This is a genomic window from Paractinoplanes atraurantiacus (genome assembly GCF_900215205.1).
Taxonomy (GTDB): Bacteria; Actinomycetota; Actinomycetes; order Mycobacteriales; family Micromonosporaceae; genus Actinoplanes; species Actinoplanes atraurantiacus.
In genome coordinates, this window is the sequence record NZ_OBDY01000004.1 from 278,388 (window position 1) to 300,652 (window position 22,265).

Below are 22,265 nucleotides of genomic sequence, written 5' to 3' on the forward strand. Positions count from 1 at the left end.
CTTACGATTCTGTCGGATGATCGGCATCCGCGGGCTTCGTATCGCCTTTCACGATTTCAGCTTTCGGGGTCTCGCCGTTCGGGGTCTCGCCCTTCGAGCTGTACGAGCGGTACGCCAGCCAGAGCGCGAAGACCGCGGCCACCGCGGCGGCCACACTGGACAGTTGGTCGGCCAGGCTCGTGCCGAGCGCCGCCACGAAGACGACCACGGTGAGCAGCACGAGCATCACCAGCAGGGCCGTACGCCACCAGCCCGGCAGCGACAGCTCGGGAAGCTTCTTGCGCAGCAGGTAGACGCCGGTCTCGATCAGAATGATGGCGGCGGTCACCACGATGCAGATCTGCCACGCCTCGATGCCGCTCATCGCAGCTTCCCCTGGATGTCGGTGATGAACTGCTGGGTGAGCTGCTCGCCGTCGTACAGGAACCGGTGCATGTGCCCGGCGAACGTCTCGGCGAACGCCGCGTAGTCGCGGTGCATGGGCCGCGGCCGCGACGACTCCACCCCGTTCCGGATGACCTTGAGGTGCGGCATCGTCTCGGTCACGACCGGGTCGATGTACGCGTCGAGGCCGGTGGGCGCGAAGCCGTACTTGGCCAGCAGCAGTTGGGCATGCGCGTCGGTGAGGAAATGGATGGCCTCCACGGCCTCGTCGCGATGGTCGCTGTCGGCCGACACGGCGAGGCTCTGCCCGCCGATGATGCCGATCGGCAGGCGGCCCAGGCGGATCTCGTCGGTGGTCGGCTTGGTGCGCTCGGCCCGGTCGATCGCCGGGTAGTAGACCGGCCAGTTGCGCATGTAGCGAAGGCCGTTGCGCTGGTACGTGCGGTTGGTGTCGTCCTCGCCGGCCTCGGCCCCGACACGGCGGCCCCGGATGGCGGCGGCCAGCGGGCCGAGCGCCGATCGCCACTGGCCGAGGCTGAAGGACAGCTGCCCGGTCTCGTCGAGGATCGCCTCGTCCTGCGCCAGCGCCTGCTCGAGCACGTTGACCAGGAACGCCTCGTCGGTCTGCGAGCCGACCGTGTCGAGCTGGCCGACGAAGCCGCGCGAGCTGCTCGACATGACCTGGGCCAGCGTCGGGTCGGGGCCGGCCTCGGACTTGTCGGCGATGCGCCGGTAGAGCACGCCGACGTCGGTGTTGAACGGCACCGCCCAGAAGTCGCCGGTGTCCTCGCGCACGCTCAGCCGCCGCACCGGCGGCAGCAGCGAGATGTCGTTGCGCGGGGTGATCGGCACGACCCTTTTCTCGGCCGCGAACTTGGGGATGTGGATGACGTCGAGGTTGAAGATGTCGGCCCGGCTGGAGATGAATTTCTCGTACTGGTCCCGGGTCGAGCTGTTGATCTCAACCGTTTCGATCTTGATGTACGGGCTGAGGTCGTTCCACATCTGCACCAGCAGCCGCCGCCCGCCGGTGGCGTCGGCGCCGGTGACCAGCGTCAGCTTGACCTCCTCACGACGGGTCAACAGGTAGCTGGCCGAGGCCGACACCATGCCGGCTGTGAGCGCCCCGGCCAGAAACGACCGTCGTGAGTAGAGCTCCGTCATCCGCGCCTCCGTTCGCGCTTACCGACGGTACTCGATGAATGTCGATCTCGTGATCCCGGTCACTCCCCGAACCTCAGCAGCAACAGCTGCCTCGTCTGCCGACCCGCACACGTGAGGGCGGCTTCGCGCCTAGGCTGGAGGGCATGCACGCGGTCGTCGACGTGGGCAGCCAGTTGAACCCGGACATCAGCTGGCCGGAAGGCGCTGCCCTGTCCATGTTCGCCGGCGAGCCGGTCCAGCTGATGCTCTTCCTGAGCCATCCGCACGAGCTCGAGATACAGGCCGTCTCGACGCCGCCGACCCAGTTCGCGTGGGTCGACGGTGAAGAGGTGGGCCTGCTGCTCTACCGCCTGGGGCCGCTGCTGACGTGGTCGTTCACGGCGTACAGCCCCCATCTGTTCGATCCGGCCGACGGCCTGCCCGGCGTCGACGCCGACCCGCTCGTGCAGATCGTCCTCGTCGACTGCGACACCAACGTCGTCAAGGCCCTGCACACGGTCCGCTGGCCCACCGACTTCGCCGCCACCGTGCGCGCCTCGGTCGTCAAGATGCGCGAGACCCCGTTCCACCAGATCGCGTACGACCACGCCCTGGCCGCCCTGCACCGCCGCTTCCCCACCCCGGAAGACCTGATCGTCGACCGAGCCGAGGCCAGCTGCACAGCCACCCCGGTCACCGACGGCGAGTGAGGTCAGCCGGCCGCCTCACGGCGTCGGCGCACCACCTGTAGCTGGTATCGGGCGTAGAAGTCGCCGGCCGCGTCCCGGCGCTGAAGAAACGCGATCGCTTCGTCGAAGCGGCCGAGCTCGGTCAGCAGGCGCACCAGCTCGCGGCCGGCCCAGCTGTCGCCGCTGTCGGCCGGCCGGCGCAGGACGGCCACCGCCTCGTCGAGGTTGCCACGATCGCGGAACAGACCGACCAGTTGGTCACGGGCATACGTGTCGCCGCCCGCCGCGAGGCGCCTGAGCTCGTCCACGCTTCCCCGCGCCCGCAGGAGCTCGAGCAGCCACCGGAAGCCGTAGATCCCCAGGCGTTTGTCGTGACGCAGCAGGTCGACCGCGGCGTCCAGGTCGCCCCGATCCTGAAGAAGTTGCACCAACTGTTCCAGCGCGAAATCGTCACCCTTGGCCGACAGCCGCCTGAGCTCGGGCTCGTTCCCCTGCTTGCGGAGCGACACCAGGAGTTGCTTTCGCTCGTCGTAGTCCTCCTCGTGCGAGCGGTGCTCCACCTCGACCACCCACTCGGGCAGGACGACCGGCGGGGCGGGCTGTTCTCCTCGCGGCCTCGACATGCCTTTCAGCCGGAGCTGTGCGTCGCCGTCCCCGAGGTCCGCCCTGCGCGTGAGGATCTCTTTAGCGGCCTCGGTGTCGCCCTGGTCGATGAGGAGCTCGGCCAGCTGACGCTCGGCGAAGTCGTCGCCCGCCGCCGCCAGGCTCCGGAGCACGGTGATCGCCTCGGCCTCGTCGCCCCGGTCCCGGAGCAACCTCACCAATTGCTGCCGGGCATACCCGTCGCCCCCAACGGCGCGCCGCCGCAACTCGGCCGCGTCGCCCATCTCCCGGAGAAGGTCGGCGACGCGGTGCCGCGTCCACTGCGCGCCCGCACCGAGCCGGGCCAACACCATGATCGCTTCGTCGTGCAGGCCCTGCTCGCGCAGCAGCTGGAAGGTGTTCTCGGTCGCTTCGAGCACGCCGGAACGGGCCCGGCGGCGCAGCAGATCGATCTGCGTGGTCCGCAACAGGTGGTCCTGGATGTTGGCGTGACGGAACTGCCAGGCCGTGCCGTTGACCCGCAGCGTGGCCCGGTCCGGGTCGGTGCCGTCGGTCAGGAACGCGATGAGACGCACGGGGAGAGCCGCCGGCGCCCGGCCGGTGCGTACCGCGAACAAGAGCTGGTAGACCCGGAACCGCAGCCATGTGTGTTCGGCCCCGGCCAGAGCCGTCAGCCCGAAGACGGCCAGGCCGGCGCCGGCCCAGCGGACGGGACCGGCCGTCGAGCCGAGGCCGGCCAGACCGAACACGGCGGCCGCGATCGCTGCCAGCCGGAGTGCCAGCATGGCGGCCGTGAGGTGATTCGCGGCCAGAGTGCCGCGCGGCCCGCCGGTCGAGCGGCTGCCCGGTACCGGCGCGATCAGCGACAGGGCGGCGCAGGCCAGCCCGGCCAGAGCTCCGCGGACGAGACCACCGGAGATCAGTCCGGTCAGCAGACCACCGGCCAGGCCGTAGAGGACGTGCCCCACCCGCCATCGGTCACCCGGCGGCGCGGGCTGGAAATCGTGCGCGAAGACGCGGCGCAGCGGCCCACTGGCCGACACCACGAGGAACGCGCCGGCGAACAGCCCCCAGACATGGCGGGCGAGCACGAAACCCGCCACTCCGGCCACCACCGTCGTGAAGAACGTCAAAAGGCTTCTCAGGCGCTGGGGCTGAACCGCCAGCTCGGGCCAGCGCAACTGCCACCAGCACAGGTCTCTCGTATCACCGAGATAGCCGAGGTAGGACAGGGAGCTCAGCCATCGCGCGGCCCGCCGGCTCTGGCCGCGATAGACGATGTCGACATAGCCGTCGATCAGCCGCTGCTCGATATCGAGGTGGGTGGTGAGACCGACGAGGACACCGGGGTCGCCCAGCCGGAAGGTGTCCTTGGCCAGGCCCGCCATCAGGGGCGACGCCAGCGTCGTGGCCAGGACCCCGGTGGGCCGTTCCCGCATCTCGGCGAAGACGGGTGCCCATAGACGTTCGCGCGTCTCGGAGGGATCGGCGAGGAACTCGGTCACCTCGTCGACCTCGAGCGGCTCCATCTTGACGACGGCCGCGCGCGCGAGGGCGCCCGCCTGCGACTCGGCCCACAGATATTCGCGGAGGCGGCAGGTCAGCACGACCGGGCGATCGGCGGCGGCGAACGCCTCCACACGTTCCAGTGCCCGCGTGTACAGGGCGGCGTCGATCTCGTCCAGTCCGTCGAGCACCGGCATGACCCACCATCGGCCGGAGGCGCGTGGATCGTGGGCGAGCTGCCGGGCGGCCTCCCGGTCGACGCCGAAATCCTCGGCGATGCGGCGGGCCACGAAGTCGGCCACCGATTCGGTGGCCGGATTCCACGAGGAGACGCTGAGCAGGATGGGGACAGGGTCCCCGTCGGGCCTGTTGTCGAGCAGCTGGTCGACCAGCATCATCGCCAGCACCGTCTTGCCGGCGCCGCGCTCGCCGATGACCACCAGCTGACGCCACGGCAGGTCGCGGAGCACCGAGGCTATCTCACCGACGTGACCGGTCAGGGGCGCCGCCTGCCAGGACTGTCCCGGCTCGCCGGTCACCGCGGGGCGGGTCGCGCCGGCGCCGCCGACGGTACGGAAGCGGACGCGCAACGGCATCGGCCGGTGAAGCCGGGCGCGCAGGGAACTCACGCGGGTCAGGGTCAGCATGCGGACGGCAAGCCGGTCGGCCAGCTCGGCCACGTCAGCGTGCGGGTCTCCGCGTGACCACAGGAGACCGACGAGTGTGGGCGCGAACGCCCCGGCGACGGCCGCTATCGCCGCCGTCACGACGGTCAGGCCGACCTTGTGATCGGCGATCGAGGCCCAGGAGGCGGCTACGGCCAGCCCCGCCACGATCAGCCCGGAGGACAGGCCCCGCCACAGTCGACCGGACACGCCGACACGATACTGCGGGCCGGCCCGGCCCGGGAGTCACTCGCCCGGGCCGGGCCGGTCACTGATCAGCGCGCGAGGGCGAGGCCCTGCTTGTCGGAGAACTTGCCGACGGCGATCATGATGAAGTCGATCAGGGTCCAGATGCCGAAGCCGCCGAGGGTGATCAGCATGAGGATGCCGGTGCCGACCTTGCCCACGTAGAAGCGGTGGATGCCGAGCGTGCCGAGGAAGAAGCAGAGCAGCAGCGTGGCGATCCAGGACTTGGAGCCCGTGGCCGCGGCGGTCTGAGTGGCGGTCATATCGCTATGTCTCCTCTATGGAGGGGGTATGCACAAAAATCGATGCACGATAGCGGATGCCCGGGCAACTATCATCACCAGGGTGGACATCCCGGTGATCGTCGACTGCGATCCGGGTCACGACGACGCGCTGGCCCTGCTGCTGGCCGCCGGCGACCCCCGGCTGCGGCTCCTCGGCGTCACCACCGTGGCCGGCAACCAGACCCTCGACAAGACCACCCGGAACGCGCTGCGGATCCTCGCCCTGGCCGGCGTCACCGGTGTGCCGGTGGCCGCCGGCTGCGACCGGCCCCTGGTCGGCGACCTGGTCGTGGCCGACGACATCCACGGCTCGTCGGGGCTGGACGGGCCCGATCTCGACGGCCCCACCGCCGAGATCGAGCCGGTGCACGCGGTCGAGTTGATGCGGCGGCTGATCGCCGAGTCGGGCGAGTCCGTGACCCTGATCGCGACCGGGCCGCTGACCAATGTCGCGCTGCTGCTGCGCCGGCACCCCGAGGTGGTGCCGGGGGTGCGGCGGATCGTCTTCATGGGCGGGTCGACCGAGCGGGGCAACACCACCCCGTACGGCGAATTCAATGTCGTCACCGACCCCGAAGCGGCCGACATCGTGCTGCGCTCGGGCCTGGAGATCACGATGATCGGGCTCAACGTGACCCATCAGGCCCTGGCCACCGACGAGGTCATCGCCGAGTTCCGTGGCATGGGCACGCGGGTGGGCGCGGTCTGCGCCGAGCTGATGACGTTCTTCGCTAGTACGTATCGTGGCGTCTTCGGTTTCGACCACCCGCCCGCGCATGATCCGATCGCCGTCGCGGCCGTCGCCGATCCGTCGATCCTCCGCACGGTCGCCGTGCCCGTCGCCGTCGAGCTGACCGGGAAGCACACCCGCGGGGCGACCGTAGTCGATCTTCATGACCGCAGCGGCCGTACGCCCAATGCCGAAGTCGCCGTGGGTTTGGATGTCGATGCCTTCTGGCGGATGTTGATGGCGGCCGTGGCGCGCGGTCAGCCCTGCTGAAGGACCCGGATCGCGTTGCCGGACGGATCCCGCAGGCCCATGTCGGTGCCGTAGAAGTGCTGGGCCGGCTCCTGGGTGAAGTCGGTGAAGCCGCGGGCCTTCAACGATTCGTACAACCCCTGAATGTCGTCGGTGTTGAGAACGAGCCCGTTGAGGGCGCCCTTGGCGATCAGCTCACGGAGTTGCCGGGCCGTCGCCTCGTCGTGCAGCGGTGCGCCCGGCTGCTCCAGCGAGATCTCGGTGCCGTCGCCGCCCGGCACCCGGACGGTCAGCCAGCGGTAGTCGCCCTGCTGGACGTCGTTGCCCTTCTCGAGCCCGAGCATGCCGACGTAGAAGTCCAGTGCCTCGTCCTTGTCGAGGACGAACAGGGTGGTGACGTTCAGCTTCGTAATCATGACCTCAGGCTAGGGAACCGGGCTCGGCGGCGGCTTCTCCAAATGTGCTTTCTTCGTGGTCCGGAAGCGACGCTGGTAGGCGGCCGGGCTGATGGAGAGGGTCCGGGCGAAGACGCGCCGCATGCTCTCGTAGCTGGGAAAGCCGGCCTGGGCCGCGGCCTGTGTCGCGGTGTGGCCCTGGTCGAGCAGCGCCCGGGCCAGGTCGAACCGGATGGTCTCGACGTAGCGGGCCGGTGTCGTGGACAGCTCGTCGTGGAAGATCCGGGTGAGCTGCCGGGTGCTGACGTTGAGGTGCCGGGCGAGCGCGTCGAGCGAGTGGTCGCCGCGCGGGTCGGCGGTGACCAGGTCGGTGATCTTGCGGAGGGCCGGTGAGCGGGGCGCCGGCCCCTGCAACGGCGCCGAGAACTGCGACTGGCCGCCGGCCCGCTGCATGTAGACCACCAGCATGCGGGCGACCTCGCGGGCCATGTCGGGCCCGTGGTCCTCCTCGACCAGCGCGAGCGCCAGGTCGATGCCGGCCGTCACCCCGGCCGACGTGTAGGTGGCGCCGTCCCGGACGTAGATCGCGTCGGGCTCGACCCGGCAGGACGGGCAGCGCGCGGCGAGCTCGTGGGCGACCCTCCAGTGGGTGGTCGCGCGTTTGCCGTCGAGGAGCCCGGCCGCGGCCAGGATGAACGCGCCGGTGCAGATCGACGCGACCCTTTTCGCCTCTTGACCGCGGGCCGCCCCGGCCAGCGCGGCCGGGACGGGCGTCCGCGGGAAGAGATCGGACCCGGGCACCAGGAGCGTGTCGGCGGGCGGGCCGGGCGGGCCGTCGACCGCCATCCGGAACCCCAGATTCGGCACCACGCCGGCGCCGTCCGGCGAGACGAGTGAGATCAGGTATTCGGCGCCGAACCGGTTCGCCTCTTTGAACACCTCGGCCGGACCGGCGACGTCCAGCAACGTCACCCCGTCGTAGACGAGAATCGCGACCCGATGCACCGTCTCTTGGTAGCACACGGCTGTCCGGATTCGAGTGGTTCCCGGCCGGACGAAGGCGGCGCCGGCCACCGCCCGGCGAGCACGATGAGGTCATGCCAGAAGTCATCGCGGGCCTGGCGGTCCCGGAGACAGCGGCGGCCGCCGAGGCCACCGAGCTGATCCGGAAGACCACCAGCCCCCTCATCTACCACCACTCCCGGCGGATCTTCTTCTTCGGCCTGATCCACGCCCAGCGGCTCGGCCTGGAACCGGACCCGGAGTTGCTCTACCTGTCGGCCCTGTTCCACGACACCGGCCTGTTCTCCGGCGGCGTCCAGCGCTTCGAGCTCGACAGCGCCGACACCGCGCGATCGTTCCTGCGGGAGCGCGGATTCCCGGAGGCCGCGGCCGAGACGGTCTGGACGGCCATCGCGCTGCACACCACGCCCGAGATACCGGCCCGGATGGGACCCGAGATCGCGGCCACCTTTCTCGGCGTACTCACCGACGTGATCGGTTTCGGGCATAAAGACCTAGAGCCTTCCCAGGTGTACGGGATTCTGGACGCTCACCCGCGAGGGGATTTCAAGAACGGGTTCCTTCAGGCGTACGTCGAGGGGATGCGGCACCGGCCGGAAACGGCGAACGGCACGGTGAACGCCGACGTCCTCGAGCATTTCGTCCCCGGTTTCCGGCGCACGACAACCGTCGAGCGCGTCCTCGACTCACCCTGGGCGAGCTGACATGCGAGCGATCACCGCACCCGGCCTCTCCCTCACCGAGATGCCTTATCCGTACGCGGCCGAGAACGACGTCATCGTCCGCGTTCACGCCGCCGGCTTCACTCCCGGCGAGCTGGACTGGCCGGCGACATACAAGGACCGCGCCGGCCGCGACCGGGCGCCGAGCATCCCGGGGCACGACCTGTCCGGGGTGGTGGCCGAGCTCGGCCCGGGAACCACCGGCCTGACCGTGGGCCAGCGGGTGTTCGGGCTGACCGACTGGGCCCGCAACGGCACCTTGGCCGAATACACCGCGGTCGAGGCCCGCAACCTGGCCCCGCTCCCGGCCGGCATCAGCCACACCGTGGCGGCGGCGCTGCCCATCTCGGGCCTGACCGCGTGGCAGGGGCTGTTCGACCACGGCCACCTGCGAACCGGCCAGACCGTCCTCATCCACGGCGCGGCCGGCAGCGTCGGCTCCCTCGCCGTGCAGCTGGCCCGCGAGGCGGGCGCCCACGTGATCGCCACCGGGCGGCCGGCCCATCGCGACGGCGCGCTCGGCCTCGGCGCGCACACCTTCGTCGACACGGCCGACCTGGAGAAGGCGGGCGAGGTGGACGTGGTGTTCGACGTCCTCGGCGGCGACGTCCTGGCCCGGTCGGCGGCCCTGGTCCGCCCGGGCGGGACAGTGGTCTCGATCGCCCAGCCCTTCCCCGGGGCCGTGTTCTTCATCGTCGAGCCGGATCGCGCCCGTCTGGCCGACCTGGCCGAACGAGTCCGAACAGGACGGCTCACGCCGCTGGTGGGCACCGTGCAGTCGCTCGCCACGTTCACCGACCGCGTCCGGGGAGTGGTCGAGGTGCTCGAGGGGACTTAACCCCACCGGCGGCCCGGGGGCCAGCGGGATGTCCCGGCCGAAGCCACCGGCCGAGACTGAGGGCCATGGTTGCAGACGTCCTGGTGGGCTTGCGAGCGGCACTTCTCGACCCGGACCACGCGCCGGCCCACGCACCCGCCCGGCGACGGCCTGCCCTCACCGTCGCCGCCGAGCGGGGGCCTGCCCTTTTCGTCGCCGCCCGATGGTGGCCGGGCGTCTCCGTCGCGGTCGCGATCTAGGTCCTCGCGGAGCCCTCACCCGCGCCGCCACTGGTTCGTCTCGTCCTGGCGGTGGCGGCGGCCGGGCCGGTGGCTCTCGTACACAGCAGCCCGATCATCGCCTGGCGTCTGGCCTTCCTGGCCACGCTGGTGACGGTCCCGCCCGAGGTCGTCCCCGGAGGCCTGGCGTGGCCGTGGCACCCGATCGAGCTGCTGGTGCTGCCGGGCACGGTCCTGGCCGTGGCGCTGCGGCATCGCCCGTCCGCGGTCTCCTGGGCGGCGGCCCTGTCGTGCGTGGCGATGCTCCTCCGGGTGTCACCACAGGATGCCGTGACGGTCATCGTGCTCATCACCTTGGTGGCCGTGACGGGCGTCCAGGTCCGCCGCCGAGTGGTGGCAAGGCAGACGGCCGAGCAGACCCGGCGGGCCCTGGCCGAGCAGCGCACCCTGCTGGCGAGAGAGCTGCACGACGTGGTCGGCCACCACATGTCGCTGATTGCGGTACGGGCCGAGTCGGCCCCCTACCGCCTGGACAGCCACCCAGAGGCCCGGAACGCCGAGTTCACCGCGATCGCCGGCGCTTCCCGCGACGCCCTGAACGACATGCGCCGCCTGGTCGGCCACCTGTCCACCACTTCTGATCCCGGCGGCGTCGGCTCGCTGGTCGACCGGGCCCGCGCGGCGGGCATGAAGGTCTCGGCTCATCTGGATTCCTCGGTTGAGTCCACTGTGGTCGCCGTCCGCGTCGTACAGGAGGCCCTCACCAACGCGGCCCGCCACGCCCCCGGCAGCGAGGTCACCGTCAATGTCGCCCTCGTCGACGGCGCCATCCACATCGACATCAGCAACACCGCAGCGACCCGCCCCGCCCTTTCAGGCCCACCCGGTGGGAACGGCCTGCCCGGCATGCGTCATCGCGTGACTTCGCTGGGCGGCACCTTCCACGCCGGCCCCACCTTCGAGGGCGGCTACCGAGTGGAGGTGATCGTCCCCCTGTCATAGGAGAATCATGGAACTAGGATCCGCGCTGCCCACCGCCGGGCCGCAGACCTCACCGGAGGCGATCGCCAGCGTCGGGCGGGAGGCCGAACGGCTCGGTTACGCCGCCCTCTGGACCTTCGAACGCCAGCTCCGCCCGATCGACAAGGTGGTGCTGTGTACGGGCGGCGAACCGCAGATGCTGCCCGAGTTCTACGCCTCGGCGCACGAACCGCTGGAAACCCTGAGTTAGGTCGCCGCCGTGGCCGACCCCGCTCACCCGCGAGCCGCTCGGCCGGGGCCGCCCCTTCCTCGGCGGTTCACCGCGCGAGGTGGCCGAGGATCTGCGAGTGGCCCACGAGATCGGCGTGACACAGGTCTACCTCGCCGGCGGTCAGGGTCTCGGCCTGGACGTGGGCCTGCAAGCCGCGGACATCGACCAGTGGCTCGACCTGCTCGGCGAGGTGATGGCTCTGGCGCCGCACGAGTTATGGTGCTAATAATACTAGCACCATGAGATGGACTGTTGATCATTCATCGCGGGAGCCGCTGTCGTCGCAGATCGAGGCGTGCGTCCGCTCGGGCGTCGCCTCGGGCGAGCTCACCGTCGGCGAGCAGCTGCCGCCGGCGGCCGAGCTGGCCGGCGCGCTGTCGGTCGACCGCAACACGGTGCTGGCCGCCTACCGGCACCTGCGCGACGACGGTGTCCTGGAGTTCCGCCGCGGCCGAGGGGCCCGGGTCGCCTCGGCCGTGACCGAGCCCCTCCCGGTCACCGAGGCCGCCCAGACCCTCGTCTCCGTCGCCCGCGCCCACGGCCTGGGACGCCAGGACCTGCTACGACTCATCGAGAGGCTGACGTGATGACCAGCTATTCGATCTACACCGGCCGCTCGGCCAACTGGCCGCTGGTGGCAGCCCTCAGCGCCGCCCTGCTGGCGCCGCTGCTGCTCCTGGGCGGCCTGTCCCACGGCAGCTGGCTCGACCCGGCCGGCCCCGCGCTCCCGGCCGCACTCCTGCTGGTGGTGGCCCTGACGGGTTTGAGCGTCCGAACGGCGGCCGGCCCCAACGGAGTCTCGGTCCGCTGCGGCATCGCCGGTTGGCCGCGCCACACGTACCGCCTGACCGAGATAGACGACGCCGAGGTGGTCGACTTGCAGCCTTCGCTGTGGCGCCTGCCCCTCGGCTTCTGGTGGACACCCAACGACACTTATTACGCCGTACGCAACGGCCCGGCCCTGCGGTTGACCCTGCGCTCCGGCCGCCGCGTGACCATCACCGTGCCGGACCCGCACGCCGCCCTCACGACCCTGCGCGAGGCTTCGAAGCACTGATTCACCAGTTCGAGGGCTCGAGATGCCGCCGCACCTCGGCGGAGAATCGGGGGGTGCCGATGGTGGCGTCGTACAGTCAACCTACGGCACCCGTTCGTGACCGTTGTCGCACTCGGAGGGCCGCCGCGCCGGCCGATGGCCCAGACGTGAACAGTCGTCTCGCCGGCCGCCTCGGCGGCATCATCCTCACCGCTGCCGCCGCTCTGGCCGCCACGCTGGCCGGGCCGGCCACCGCGGTCGCCGCCGACCCGGGGGCGCCGCTCAAGGTGATGCCGCTCGGTGACTCGATCACGTGGGGCAGCGGCAGCGCGGACTCGCGGGTCGGCAACCGGACCGGTGCGCTCACGGCCAGCGGCTACCGCATCGACTTGCGGGAGCGGCTCGAAGCCGCCGGCATGGACGTGGACTTCGTCGGCTCCCGGCAGGCCGGCCCGGCCGGGACGGACCGCGACAACGAAGGCCACCCCGGCTGGCGCATCGACCAGATCGCCGCGAATGTCGACGGCTGGCTCGACACCTATCAGCCCGACGTGATCCTGCTGCACATCGGCACCAACGACATGGCACAGAACCGGAGTGTCGACGCTTCGGCCGCCGGCCTGTCCGCGCTGATCGACCAGATCCGCGCCGCCCGCCCGGCCGCCGACCTCTTCGTGCAGCAGCTCGTCCAGGGCCACATCGAGCCGTACAAGAGCCGGATCGCCGCCTACAACAAGACGATCCCCGGCATCGTGGCCGGCAAGGACGCCAAAGTCCACCTGGTCGACCAGTCGTCGATCGGCGGCCTGTCCCTGTTCGACAACCTGCACCCCAACGACGACGGCTACGCCAAGATGGCCTTCAACCTCTACCAGGCCATGGCCGAGGTCCACGCCGGCTACAGCACGCGGCCCACCGGCACCGACCCGTACGCCGCCACCTCCGCCACCCTCTGCTTCCGCATCAACAAGACCGTCGCGGGCAAGCAGACCTGGCACGCCGAGTGCAGCCCATGGACGCTGCGCACGGTGTGGCAGCGCCCCGACATCGCTCCCGAGCACTACCTGGTCTACGTCAAGCCGCACTACACCACCAAGAAGGTCCACGGAACGGCCAAGGTCTGGATCAAGGGCCGATACATCAAGACCAAGAAGACCCGGGTGTGGGCGAAGCCCCACTACGAGACCCGGAAGGTCATCAAGACCGTCAGGGTCTTGATCGCGGCCCACTATGAGACCCGCACGCGCATCGTCGCCACGTGGCTGTCCGACGACCCGTACCTAACGAACGCCAAGAAATAGCACCGTGAGGTACTTTGGTACTTCGGTACCACGCACGGGAGGATGTCATGGCTGCGTCTGCTCCGATCAAGGTCGATGTCGACACCGACCAGCTGATCTCCCACGCTGCGCACTTCCTGGGCAAAGCGAAAAAGGACGTCGTTGAGGCAGCTGTTCGCGAGTACATCGAAGCCCACCGCGATGAGATCAACGAAGGCGTCCGGGCAGCCCTTGCGCAATTGGACGGCTCGTCAGCCTCCGCCATCTCGCTGCTTACCGACATACCGGTCGACCAACTCGAGGAGTACGGTGGGATGCCCGCGCCCGGTGACGACCCCCTGCCGACGCGCAGGTGATCCGCAGCTGACGATCAGCCGGATCCGGCTTGGATCCTGATCATCGCGCACACGCCGTCCGCCACCCTTCTAGAACTCTCCCTATGCTTTGGCCGATGAGCGGTGAGCCCTCTCCCGTCCGGCCGACCCGAGCCGCCCTGACGGATCTTGATCTACCTGTTCCCCCGATCAGCGAATCCCTGTGCAAACTTGATCATCCATTGGTCCGTGAGGCCCAACGGCTACCCGAAACCTATGCGGCCGGAGGCGCCGAGAGAGTCCTCGCCCTCAGAGATCGCGTGTGGTTCAAGGTCAAGACAAGGCGGTGGCGGGGCGCTTCGACCCGCCTGCCCGAGGCTGATCGCCTGGATGCGCGGGCCCAGGTCAGGCGGGCACCCTGGTGGCTCGGCGCCGCTGGGTATCGACGTGAGGGTGATCCGAGTGACTTCTACACCGCGCTGGCGTCCGCATGGGCCCGCGCCGGGGGCGACTCCCGCCAGTGGCTTCCGTCCGATTGGGACTGGAAGCGGATGGAACTCGAGGACGCGTATGGCTGGGAGTTCCGAATACGAGAAATCGTTCGCGAGCTGATCGGACGATCGATTCGCACCGGCCACCCCTATCAGGCGGAGTTTCACCATTACCGCGTGACCGCGCTCGCTCGTGCTCGCGGCGAGGAGACTTACCTCATCATCGGTACGGAGAACGTAGCCGACCCCAGAGTATTCGCCATCATTCTCAACGCCGTGCCCGGCGTGGAACACGACAGTTGGCTACCAGAGCCGAGCGAGGTCGTCGGCGTCCATCCCGGGCCGGGCGAAGTCGTCTGGTCAACGGTGTTGCCACTGAACGTAGTAGCCGAACTGCTCGACGCCGCTCCAGACGAGGACTAGGCAAGTGAGGCCGGTTGAAGTGGCCGCCGGGTCGAGCCCCAGCCACCCGCCACCTGGCGCCGGGCCGCCGAAGGGCGACCACGACACCGTGGGGTCCGGGGGTCGCCCCCGGAGTAGGTACGGTGGGGCGGGCGGGACTCGAACCCGCGACCGAGGGATTATGAGTCCCCTGCTCTAACCCACTGAGCTACCGCCCCTTACCGGCGGCGATCCTAACCCGTGGGCCCTGTTCACAGCCAGCGATCTCCCGAGCTTATGCAGCGCTGCATCATCGGGCGGCTCCGACGCCCGCGCCCAGCCAGGACAGGACGGCGCCGGCCGTGCGCCAGCCGCCGGCCAGGGCGCCCTGGATCGACGGGCTGTCGCGGTGGTCGCCGGCCACGAAGAGGCCGTCGCCCAGGTCGACCGGCTTGCGGAGATTGGCCTGCGGCACGCGGGCCGACGGGAGGGCGTTGGGGATGCTGATCACTTCGAGCAGGTCCCAGTCGTCGGTCGGGGTGCCGTAGAGGCGGGCCAGCTCGACCCTGATCACCGCCTCGGAGGCGCTGGACGGGGCCGAGACGCCGACGACCGAGGCCGCAATCAGGGATTTGCCGGTCGGCGCGTATTCGGGGGCCGCGTTGCTGACCACCACCGTGTTGGCGATGATCTCGCGGCGGTCGCCGTCGAGGACCAGTGTGGGCTCGTCGAGCGGGGCCTTGTCGGCGCCGAAGTAGAACGTGGTCAGGCCGTGCATGTCCGGCACCGGCAGCCGGCCGGGCAGCAGGGCCGCCGCCGCGGGCGGGTCCGTCGCGACGATTACGGCGCGGCAGTTGATCTGGCCGCCTTCGGTGACGACCATGCCGGGGCCGATGGACAGGGTTCGGGCGCCGATCAACAGCTGGGGGTACGGCAGTGGGCCCGCGATCGCCGCCGGGAACGCGGCCATGCCCGCGGCCGGCACGCCCATCCGCCCTCGCGCGAACGAGCGCAGGATCATGGCGAAGACGTGGCTCGACGTGTCCAGCGAGCGGTCGCCGAAGACGCCGGACAGGAACGGCCGCAGGACCTCTTCGATCATGCGGTGGGACATGCCCGCCTTGCGGAGGAACTCCTGCGTGGTCGTCTCGCGCGCCTCCAGCAGTTTGGCCGCCGGCACTGTCGCGCATTTGGTGGCCAGCGCGGCGAACTTCAGCCGGTCGCTGAGCGTGCCCACCCCGGAGGTCAGCGCCTGCGCCGCGGCCAGCGGGTCACGGGCCGGGTTTTCCAGGCGGTGCAGGTCTCCCCCGCGCCGCACCAGCACGCCGGGCGTGAAGTAGCGCATGTCGAGGGCGGCCACGTCGACCAGGGCCGGCACCCGCGGATAGGCCGTGTTGAGGATCTGGAAGCCGCGATCGAGGTGCCATCCGTCGACGGTGTCGGTGGTGACGCGGCCGCCGATGCGGTCGGACGCCTCGACCAGCAGCCACTCCACGCCGGCCCGATCAAGGCGGCGGGCTGCGGAAAGGCCGGCGAGACCGCCGCCGACGATGACGACGTCCACCTCAATTGGCTGCGACACGGGCACCTCACAAGGGGACGAACCAGGCAAGCTCAGACTAACGGCGGCGGTGGGTCCGGGCAGGCGATTCGGTCACGCTTGCGCTTGCCGTACGCACGTGGGCGCGTCCCAGCCGCACGCGAGCGGGACGTGCCTGTCTTACCCATCCGCCGCGACCTCACTCCCGCGGGAGGATTTCCGGACCGGATTCGCGATCTAGCGTGCCGGGCATGGCGGACGACGAACACGAGCGGCGGGAGCTGCAACAGTTCCTGCTCTATCTGGGCAGCGCCCTGACCGCCTGCGGCGAGGCCGTCAACCGGATCGAGGAGCGGCTCCGGCGCGTGGCCGCCGTCTACGGCGCGCCTCAGGCCCGGGTGAGCGTGCTCCCGACGTACACCGTCGTCTCTTTGGAACCCGGACGGCCCGCCACCCTCGAACCCACCCGTCAGCTCCGCGGGGGTTTGCGGCTGGATCAGACCGCCGCCGTGTATGACCTGCTCAAGGAGGCCGAACGGGGACAACTGGAACCGGTCGACGGGGTCGCTCGGATAGAGCAGATCCTCGCCATGCGGGCACGTTTCCGCCCGGCGATGCAGATCGGCTCGTACGCCGTGCTGACCGGCGGTATCTGCCTGGTCCTGCAGCCGACCTGGGGTGACCTGCTGCTGTCGATGATCTTCGGTGCCATGGTCGGCGCTCTCAAGCTGGTCGGCGCCCGGTGGGTCAGCGTTCAGATGATCATGCCGGTGGCGGCCGCGTTCGCGGTGTCGGCGGTGACGTTCCTGCTGGCCGACACAGGTTGGGCGCACGCCGACCTTCGGGCCATGGTCGCGCCGCTGGCGACCTTCCTGCCGGGCGCCATGCTCACGATGGGTGTGGTGGAGATCTCCGCGGCCGAGATGGTCACCGGCGCCAGCCGCCTGGTCACCGGGGTGCTCCAGTTGCTGCTGCTCGCGTTCGGCATCGTCGGCGCGGCGCAGACGGTCGGCCTGCCGAGGGTGGAGACCCAGACCGAGGCCTTCCAGCACTCGCTGGGCCCATGGGCGCCCTGGCTCGGCGCCTTGATCGTCGCGATCGGCAGCTACCTGGTGCATTCGGCGCCGCGCCGCTCGCTCGGATGGCTGTGCCTGGTCCTGTACGCGGCCTGGATCGGCCAGTATTTCGGAAACATCCTGCTCGGCGGCTATTTGAGCGGTTTCGTCGGCGCCCTGGTCCTGACCGTGGTCGCCTGCCTGGTGGAACGCCTGCCTTCGGGCCCACCCGCCCTGGTCAGCTTTCTGCCGGGCTTCTGGCTCCTGGTCCCCGGCGCCCTGAGCCTGATCGGCGTCACCGAGTACTTGGGCGCCGACAAGGCCCAGGCCTCCCAGGACCTGCTCAGCGCCTTGGCCTCCATGCTCGCCGTAGCCCTGGGCGTCCTCTGCGGCCACCCCGTCTACCGAGCCATAGCCCGCTCTTTGGACAACCTGCACCCAAGAGAAGTACCAACACCAAAGGCAAGGTAGCCGCACCCTGCCCGCTCACCGCAACCACGACGCCGTGGGGTTTCCGGGGCTCGGCCCCGGAGTAGATACAGAGGCGGGGTCCTACCGGTCCGCGCATTTTGCGGACAGGGGGACCCCGGGACTCGCCGCTCCCCCGATTGGACTCGAACCAATAACCTGCCGGTTAACAGCCGGCTGCTCTGCCAATTGAGCTACAGGGGATCGTGCCTGGCACCTGTGGTTCCTGGTGCCGGGGAACAGAGTACATGACGATCCCCGGTCTTCGCGAAGGGGATCCCCGGCTCGCCGCGACCGGGCGAATCGCCGGAATCAGGAATGAGTGACCGGCAGGATGGGTATGCACGGTCACATCGACGCAAGCGCGCGTCACGAACGGAAGGAGCCGCCATCATGCGCGGAAAGCTGATGTTCATCACCGGTCTCGCGGCGGGCTTCGTCCTGGGCAGCCGTGCCGGCCGGGAGAAGTACGAGGAGATCCGGGCCAACGCGAAGAAGGTGTGGGAGCACCCGACGGTGCAAGAGGCCGCCGGTGTCGCCCAGTCGCAGGCCAACAAGCTTTACTCGGAGAGCAAGGACAAGCTGCAGTCGTCGAAGCTCGGCGAGAAGCTGCACGTGACGGCGGAGTCGTCCGACTCGTCGACCACGCCCAGCAGCACCTCGACCACCGCTTCGACCACGTCCTCTTCGACGTACTGATTCTCATAGGAAACCGCCCCGGGCCTTCAAGGTCCGGGGCGGTTTCTTGTCGTACGGGGTCAGGACGCCGACGAGAAGGCGGCGTCGAACGCGGCCGTCGGGGCGTCGAACGCGAGCCGCCGGACGAACTGCAACGCCTCGGGCGCGCCGACCAGGCGGTCCATGCCGGCGTCCTCCCACTCGATCGAGATCGGGCCGTCGTAGCCGATCGCGTTCAGGGCGCGGAAGCAGTCCTCCCACGGCACGTCGCCGTGCCCGGTCGAGACGAAGTCCCAGCCGCGGCGCAGGTCGGCCCAGGGCAGGTGCGAGCTGAGCCGGCCGCGGCGGCCGTCGCCCGTACGGACCTTCGCGTCCTTGCAGTCGACGTGGTAGATGCGGTCCTTGAACTCGAGGATGAAGTTGACCGGGTCGAGCTCCTGCCACACGAAGTGCGACGGGTCCCAGTTGAGCCCGAAGGCGGGCCGGTCCCCGATCGCCTCCAGGGTCCGGCGGGTGGTCCAGTAGTCGTACGCGATCTCGCTGGGGTGGACCTCGTGCGCGAAGCGCACCCCGACCTCGTCGAACACGTCGAGGATCGGGTTCCACCGGTCGGCGAAGTCCTGGTAGCCGCGCTCGATCATGGCCGGCGGCACCGGCGGGAACATGGCGACGGTGTGCCAGATGGACGAGCCGGTGAAGCCGACGACGGTGTTGACACCGAGTTTCGCGGCGGCCCGGGCGGTGTCTTTCATGCGGTCGGCGGCCCTGGTCCGTACGCCCTCGGGCTCCCCGTCGCCCCAGATGGCGGCGGGCAGGATGTCCTGGTGGCGCTCGTCGATCGGGTGGTCGCAGACGGCCTGGCCGACGAGATGGTTGGAGATCGCGAAGACCTTGAGGTTGTACTTGGCGAGCTGCTCGCGCTTGCGGTCGACGTAGTCGGGCTCGGCGAGCGCCCGGTCGACCTCGAAGTGGTCACCCCAGCAGGCGATCTCGAGCCCGTCGTACCCCCACTCGGACGCGAGCCGGCACACCTCGTCGAAGGGCAGATCGGCCCACTGGCCGGTGAAGAGCGTGATCGGACGTGCCATTGCCGTTTTTCTCCCTCGGGCAGCCGTGAATTAGGCGGGCGGCGAGGGAGGCCGCCCAAGGTGGTGCCAACGCACGGCGTTATTGCGCCGGACCGGGATTGCGCCTCCCGATGACCGGCTCGCCATCACCGACTCTAGCCACCTCAGCGGGCGGCGCAAGGCTCGTTTTCCGGCTGCAGGCCGAGGGCGGCCAGCTCGGCCAGGAGGTACGTGACGTCGTTGGTGATCTGGTCGGGCGTGGGGGTGCCGCTGACCAGGGTGAGGTTCTCGGTGAGGGGACCCTCGGGGCCGAACAGCTGGCGGAGGCCGTCGCGCCAGCCGCTCGTGGTCGCGCCGGGGACGGCGACGACGCGAACCTCGACGATGGCCAGACCGGCGTCGGTGATGGTCTCGATGCCGGCGGCCGGGTCGTCCCAGGTGCGAGCGGCATGACCGAGGTCGAGGCAGACGCCGAGACGGTCCTTGTCGACGCGGCTGAGGGCGGCGACCGTCTGCTCGGGGCTGTCCAGCACGTACCCCTCGGCGGGCTGGAAGCCGACGCGGACGGCGCGGCCGTTCTGCCAGGCGAGGTCGGCCAGGCCGTGGGAGAGGCGGCGCAGGATGCCCAGGGCGGCCTTGTCCTCGGCTTCGGCCCAGCCCTCACGGGGCCCGAGACCGATGGTGCTGACCGTTCCCCGTACGGCGTCGTCGTCAAGAAGATCGAGCAGCACGCGAGCCAGGTCCAGCGTGTACTCGCGCCGAGCCGGGTCCGTCCAAGGTTTTTCGGCGGCCTCCGCCGCGCCGCTGTTGGGGGGAGCGGCGACGGCGGAGGCGCCCGCGGGGGAGGCACCCGCGTGTGAGTCAGGTCTTGAGGTCTCGCCGCCGCCCTCGGCGAAGGGCGCGCCGCTCAACGTGACGACTTCGAGCCGGCGGGCGTCGAGTTCGGCACGAAGCCGGGTGCGGGCGCGGCTCTCGACGGCGAGGGCGGCGGCGAGTGCGGGAGGAAGCCAGAGGTTGACGCCGAGCGCGTCGGCGCCGAGGCGAGCGCGAACCGCGCCGTAGGTATCGAGCTGCCGGACGATGCCCGGTAGATTGCTCGCCGATCCACTCGAAGATCGCGTGGCGATCTCACAACCGAGGTGCACGATCCGGCCGGAGGGGTGTCTCAGCCGCATACGAGTCCTCCCCGGACCAGAGCCCCGGCGCATCTGCACGTGCATCCGCACGTGCTCACCGGTCCAGTATGGACCATGCGGCCGCCGGTGCTCGACGCGCGCGTTGCCGGCCGTCGCACTGCCATGACGCCTCCATCCGTGGAAACTCCTGCCCTCGGATACGAGAGTCATGCGTCCACAGGATCAGCGGCGTACCCGTCGTGCGACGCGATGACCCGCACAAACATGATCTCGCCGCCGTCCATCAATCGGCGATCACCAATGCCTCAGCCCTTGGTGACCAGCCAGTAGACCCCTCGAACCCCCACCCCATGAGGTTCCCAAGGCGTTCATCTATGTGCGCCATATGCAATTTCGGGCATGCACGAAACGATCACCCATGCACCCGCACGCCAGGCTGCACCAGGCATTCGCCGCCCTGCCGCCTATGCCAGTCAGCATCGACGCGCCGTCGCCCGGACGAGTGCATTTTCAGCGCCACGCATAGATGAACGCCCTTGTGAGCCTCGGCTTGTCGGGAAGAGGCCGCTATGACCGGGAACCGAGATCGCCCTCCCGCGGCGGGCCCGGAGACGACGGAACGCACCCTGACCGCCCCGGCCACGGCAGCCATACGGGCCGCCCGGATGGGCCGGACAACGTGGCCGAAGCGCAGGAGGAGGTGGTCGCAGGGCTCTCGGCGACGGGCCGCCGAGCCCGGACCGCGAGCACGGGAGCTGGAGCGGACGGCGTGGATACTCGACGCCGGGTCGGCTGTTCCCCGTTTGGTGACCATCTCATTCCCGTAGCGGAGGCGCTGTGGAGCTGTACGACACGGTCCGGCTACTGGTGGACCTGCCCGAAGAACAGCTGAAGGCCGGTGCGGTAGGCGCCGTGGTGCACGTGTTCGACAGGCCCCGGCTGGCCTACGAGGTCGAGTTCACCGACGGCGACGGCCGGACGGTAGCCCAGGTGGCACTAACACCCGACCAGGTCCAGTTGATCAGCTGATCTCGTGGCAAGTTGACAGAAGGTTGCCACGGTCGGTGAGGGCGGGCTGCAATTGGGGGAACGACGGCAGCGTTCCGGAGTGGGCCGAGCATGAGTGGTGATCTTCGAGGGTTTGCTGATGATCTCAGGCGGCTGCGGGTTAAGGCCGGGATCACCAGTCAGCGGCTTCTGGCGCCTCGGGCGTTTCTTTCTCATACGACTGTGTGGGCTGCTGAGCGTGGCGAGGAGTTGCCCTCGCTCGATGTGACTCTGGCGATCGTCAAAGCGTGCGGTGGCGATCAGGAAGAGTGGGATCGGCGGTGGCGGCTGGTCTATGCGGCCGGGCGGGAACGTGCCGCTTCGCCGTGGCCCGCTCAGGATGTGGCCGATGGCAGCGATCCGGTGGATGCGGGATGTGACTCGGATGCGGTCACTGTGCAGGTGGCGCGGATCTCGCTGGCCGCGAAGCGCCAGATCATCGGGCGGATCGAGTTGCGGTACTCGCCCGGGTCGCATGCCGCTTGGGGGCGGTTCGAGGGGGAACGAGGGCTGGACTGGCTGGCGGCGCATCGGCATCGGGTGGATCTCACGGTCGGTGTGGGGCGCGAGGCCGATGACCGGCGGCTGGGGTTCGAGACCGAGTACGGGGCCGACAGCCATTGGGGCGACATTCTGATCACCGGGGATGGGGCTTTCTTCGCCTGGACGGCCGTGCGTTTCGACGGGGACGAGGTCGCCTATCGGGAGACGGAACGCGTCGTGCTTGATTGATGGCAGGCGATTGGCAAGTGACAGCGGAACCCTGGCGGCGGAATTCGGGCGTGCTCAGCCTGGAGACAGACCGTGCGCGAAAGGGGCCCGTGA

At 69.7% G+C, this 22,265-nt stretch carries 26 protein-coding genes and 2 tRNA genes; 17 read left to right on the forward strand and 11 right to left on the reverse strand.

From position 1 onward, the window contains the following. Window position 1: 1 nt before the first annotated feature. Window positions 2-364, reverse strand: a complete 363-nt coding sequence (locus CRP55_RS13190) for a hypothetical protein (RefSeq protein WP_097320146.1) — start codon at window positions 362-364, stop codon at window positions 2-4. After that, window positions 361-1,548, reverse strand: a complete 1,188-nt coding sequence (locus CRP55_RS13195; RefSeq protein WP_179855148.1) for a type 2 periplasmic-binding domain-containing protein — start codon at window positions 1,546-1,548, stop codon at window positions 361-363. The genes CRP55_RS13190 and CRP55_RS13195 overlap by 4 nt, the downstream gene beginning before the upstream one ends. 143 nt (window positions 1,549-1,691) lie before the next feature. Here CRP55_RS13195 and CRP55_RS13200 point away from each other — a divergent pair, with 143 nt between their 5' ends. Beyond that, window positions 1,692-2,237 carry a hypothetical protein gene (locus CRP55_RS13200; protein ID WP_097320147.1) on the forward strand — a complete coding sequence of 182 codons (546 nt, stop codon included), beginning with the start codon at window positions 1,692-1,694 and terminating at the stop codon, window positions 2,235-2,237. A gap of 2 nt (window positions 2,238-2,239) precedes the next feature. On the opposite strand, the gene CRP55_RS13205 is transcribed toward CRP55_RS13200, so the two are convergent. Further along, window positions 2,240-5,200, reverse strand: coding sequence for a tetratricopeptide repeat protein (locus CRP55_RS13205; RefSeq protein WP_097320148.1), 2,961 nt, complete (start codon window positions 5,198-5,200; stop codon window positions 2,240-2,242). Between the two features lie 65 nt (window positions 5,201-5,265). After that, window positions 5,266-5,499 (reverse strand): TM2 domain-containing protein, encoded by a 234-nt coding sequence (locus tag CRP55_RS13210; protein ID WP_097320149.1) that lies wholly within the window; start codon window positions 5,497-5,499, stop codon window positions 5,266-5,268. Window positions 5,500-5,581: 82 nt separating this feature from the next. Between CRP55_RS13210 and CRP55_RS13215 the strand changes: the two genes are divergently transcribed. Beyond that, the gene (locus tag CRP55_RS13215) at window positions 5,582-6,520 is read left to right on the forward strand and encodes a nucleoside hydrolase (RefSeq protein ID WP_179855149.1); all 939 of its coding nucleotides are present in this window, start codon (window positions 5,582-5,584) and stop codon (window positions 6,518-6,520) included. Here the strand turns inward: CRP55_RS13215 and CRP55_RS13220 are convergent. Together CRP55_RS13220 and CRP55_RS13225 are read right to left on the reverse strand one after the other, a co-directional pair. After that, window positions 6,508-6,915: a VOC family protein gene (locus tag CRP55_RS13220; protein ID WP_097320150.1), complete on the reverse strand. Its 408-nt coding sequence runs from the start codon at window positions 6,913-6,915 to the stop codon at window positions 6,508-6,510. The two genes, CRP55_RS13215 and CRP55_RS13220, sit on opposite strands and share 13 nt — an antisense overlap. A 9-nt stretch (window positions 6,916-6,924) precedes the next feature. Continuing rightward, window positions 6,925-7,899, reverse strand: a complete 975-nt coding sequence (locus tag CRP55_RS13225; protein ID WP_097320151.1) for a GlxA family transcriptional regulator — start codon at window positions 7,897-7,899, stop codon at window positions 6,925-6,927. Window positions 7,900-7,991: 92 nt separating this feature from the next. Here CRP55_RS13225 and CRP55_RS13230 point away from each other — a divergent pair, with 92 nt between their 5' ends. The 11 genes from CRP55_RS13230 to CRP55_RS13270 all read left to right on the forward strand — a co-directional run bounded on the left by CRP55_RS13230 (window position 7,992) and on the right by CRP55_RS13270 (window position 14,491). Beyond that, window positions 7,992-8,621 (forward strand): HD domain-containing protein, encoded by a 630-nt coding sequence (locus CRP55_RS13230; protein ID WP_097320152.1) that lies wholly within the window; start codon window positions 7,992-7,994, stop codon window positions 8,619-8,621. Between the two features lies 1 nt (window position 8,622). Continuing rightward, a complete protein-coding gene (locus CRP55_RS13235) occupies window positions 8,623-9,477 on the forward strand; it encodes an NADP-dependent oxidoreductase (protein WP_097320153.1) in 855 nt (284 codons plus the stop codon). Window positions 9,478-9,542: 65 nt separating this feature from the next. Then, the gene (locus CRP55_RS52950; protein WP_179855151.1) at window positions 9,543-9,716 is read left to right on the forward strand and encodes a hypothetical protein; all 174 of its coding nucleotides are present in this window, start codon (window positions 9,543-9,545) and stop codon (window positions 9,714-9,716) included. A gap of 51 nt (window positions 9,717-9,767) precedes the next feature. Further along, window positions 9,768-10,697: a sensor histidine kinase gene (locus CRP55_RS13240; RefSeq protein ID WP_097320154.1), complete on the forward strand. Its 930-nt coding sequence runs from the start codon at window positions 9,768-9,770 to the stop codon at window positions 10,695-10,697. Between the two features lie 7 nt (window positions 10,698-10,704). Beyond that, window positions 10,705-10,926: a hypothetical protein gene (locus tag CRP55_RS13245; protein ID WP_097320155.1), complete on the forward strand. Its 222-nt coding sequence runs from the start codon at window positions 10,705-10,707 to the stop codon at window positions 10,924-10,926. A gap of 97 nt (window positions 10,927-11,023) precedes the next feature. After that, a complete protein-coding gene (locus tag CRP55_RS52955; protein ID WP_179855152.1) occupies window positions 11,024-11,173 on the forward strand; it encodes a hypothetical protein in 150 nt (49 codons plus the stop codon). A gap of 13 nt (window positions 11,174-11,186) precedes the next feature. Continuing rightward, entirely contained in the window at window positions 11,187-11,534 is a 348-nt protein-coding gene (locus CRP55_RS13250; RefSeq protein ID WP_097320156.1) for a GntR family transcriptional regulator, read from the forward strand. Beyond that, window positions 11,534-12,004: a hypothetical protein gene (locus tag CRP55_RS13255; protein ID WP_097320157.1), complete on the forward strand. Its 471-nt coding sequence runs from the start codon at window positions 11,534-11,536 to the stop codon at window positions 12,002-12,004. The genes CRP55_RS13250 and CRP55_RS13255 overlap by 1 nt, the downstream gene beginning before the upstream one ends. Before the next feature lie 146 nt (window positions 12,005-12,150). Next, window positions 12,151-13,284 carry an SGNH/GDSL hydrolase family protein gene (locus CRP55_RS13260; protein ID WP_179855153.1) on the forward strand — a complete coding sequence of 378 codons (1,134 nt, stop codon included), beginning with the start codon at window positions 12,151-12,153 and terminating at the stop codon, window positions 13,282-13,284. 47 nt (window positions 13,285-13,331) lie between these two features. Further along, window positions 13,332-13,619 (forward strand): hypothetical protein, encoded by a 288-nt coding sequence (locus tag CRP55_RS13265; RefSeq protein ID WP_097320159.1) that lies wholly within the window; start codon window positions 13,332-13,334, stop codon window positions 13,617-13,619. A 95-nt stretch (window positions 13,620-13,714) separates the two neighbouring features. Then, window positions 13,715-14,491, forward strand: coding sequence for a hypothetical protein (locus tag CRP55_RS13270; protein ID WP_143234586.1), 777 nt, complete (start codon window positions 13,715-13,717; stop codon window positions 14,489-14,491). Window positions 14,492-14,614: 123 nt separating this feature from the next. On the opposite strand, the gene CRP55_RS13275 is transcribed toward CRP55_RS13270, so the two are convergent. Then, a tRNA-Ile gene (locus CRP55_RS13275) sits at window positions 14,615-14,688 on the reverse strand. 71 nt (window positions 14,689-14,759) lie between these two features. Then, on the reverse strand, window positions 14,760-16,031 hold the full coding sequence (locus CRP55_RS13280; RefSeq protein WP_097320161.1) for an NAD(P)/FAD-dependent oxidoreductase: 1,272 nt from the start codon (window positions 16,029-16,031) through the stop codon (window positions 14,760-14,762). 209 nt (window positions 16,032-16,240) lie between these two features. On the opposite strand from CRP55_RS13280, the gene CRP55_RS13285 reads away from it, so the two are divergent. Continuing rightward, window positions 16,241-17,515, forward strand: coding sequence for a threonine/serine exporter family protein (locus tag CRP55_RS13285; RefSeq protein WP_097320162.1), 1,275 nt, complete (start codon window positions 16,241-16,243; stop codon window positions 17,513-17,515). A 128-nt stretch (window positions 17,516-17,643) separates the two neighbouring features. Here the strand turns inward: CRP55_RS13285 and CRP55_RS13290 are convergent. Next, window positions 17,644-17,716 (reverse strand) — tRNA-Asn (locus tag CRP55_RS13290). Between the two features lie 189 nt (window positions 17,717-17,905). Here CRP55_RS13290 and CRP55_RS13295 point away from each other — a divergent pair. Continuing rightward, window positions 17,906-18,211, forward strand: coding sequence for a hypothetical protein (locus CRP55_RS13295; protein ID WP_097320163.1), 306 nt, complete (start codon window positions 17,906-17,908; stop codon window positions 18,209-18,211). A gap of 59 nt (window positions 18,212-18,270) precedes the next feature. On the opposite strand, the gene CRP55_RS13300 is transcribed toward CRP55_RS13295, so the two are convergent. Further along, window positions 18,271-19,278 carry a sugar phosphate isomerase/epimerase family protein gene (locus CRP55_RS13300; RefSeq protein WP_097320164.1) on the reverse strand — a complete coding sequence of 336 codons (1,008 nt, stop codon included), beginning with the start codon at window positions 19,276-19,278 and terminating at the stop codon, window positions 18,271-18,273. Between the two features lie 143 nt (window positions 19,279-19,421). Continuing rightward, complete coding sequence (locus CRP55_RS13305; RefSeq protein ID WP_097320165.1) at window positions 19,422-20,432, reverse strand: sugar phosphate isomerase/epimerase family protein; 1,011 nt, start codon at window positions 20,430-20,432, stop codon at window positions 19,422-19,424. Window positions 20,433-21,230: 798 nt separating this feature from the next. Between CRP55_RS13305 and CRP55_RS13310 the strand changes: the two genes are divergently transcribed. Then, window positions 21,231-21,422, forward strand: a complete 192-nt coding sequence (locus CRP55_RS13310; protein WP_097320166.1) for a DUF4926 domain-containing protein — start codon at window positions 21,231-21,233, stop codon at window positions 21,420-21,422. A gap of 90 nt (window positions 21,423-21,512) precedes the next feature. Next, window positions 21,513-22,172 (forward strand): helix-turn-helix domain-containing protein, encoded by a 660-nt coding sequence (locus CRP55_RS52960; RefSeq protein ID WP_097320167.1) that lies wholly within the window; start codon window positions 21,513-21,515, stop codon window positions 22,170-22,172. The last annotated feature ends 93 nt before the right edge of the window (window positions 22,173-22,265 follow it).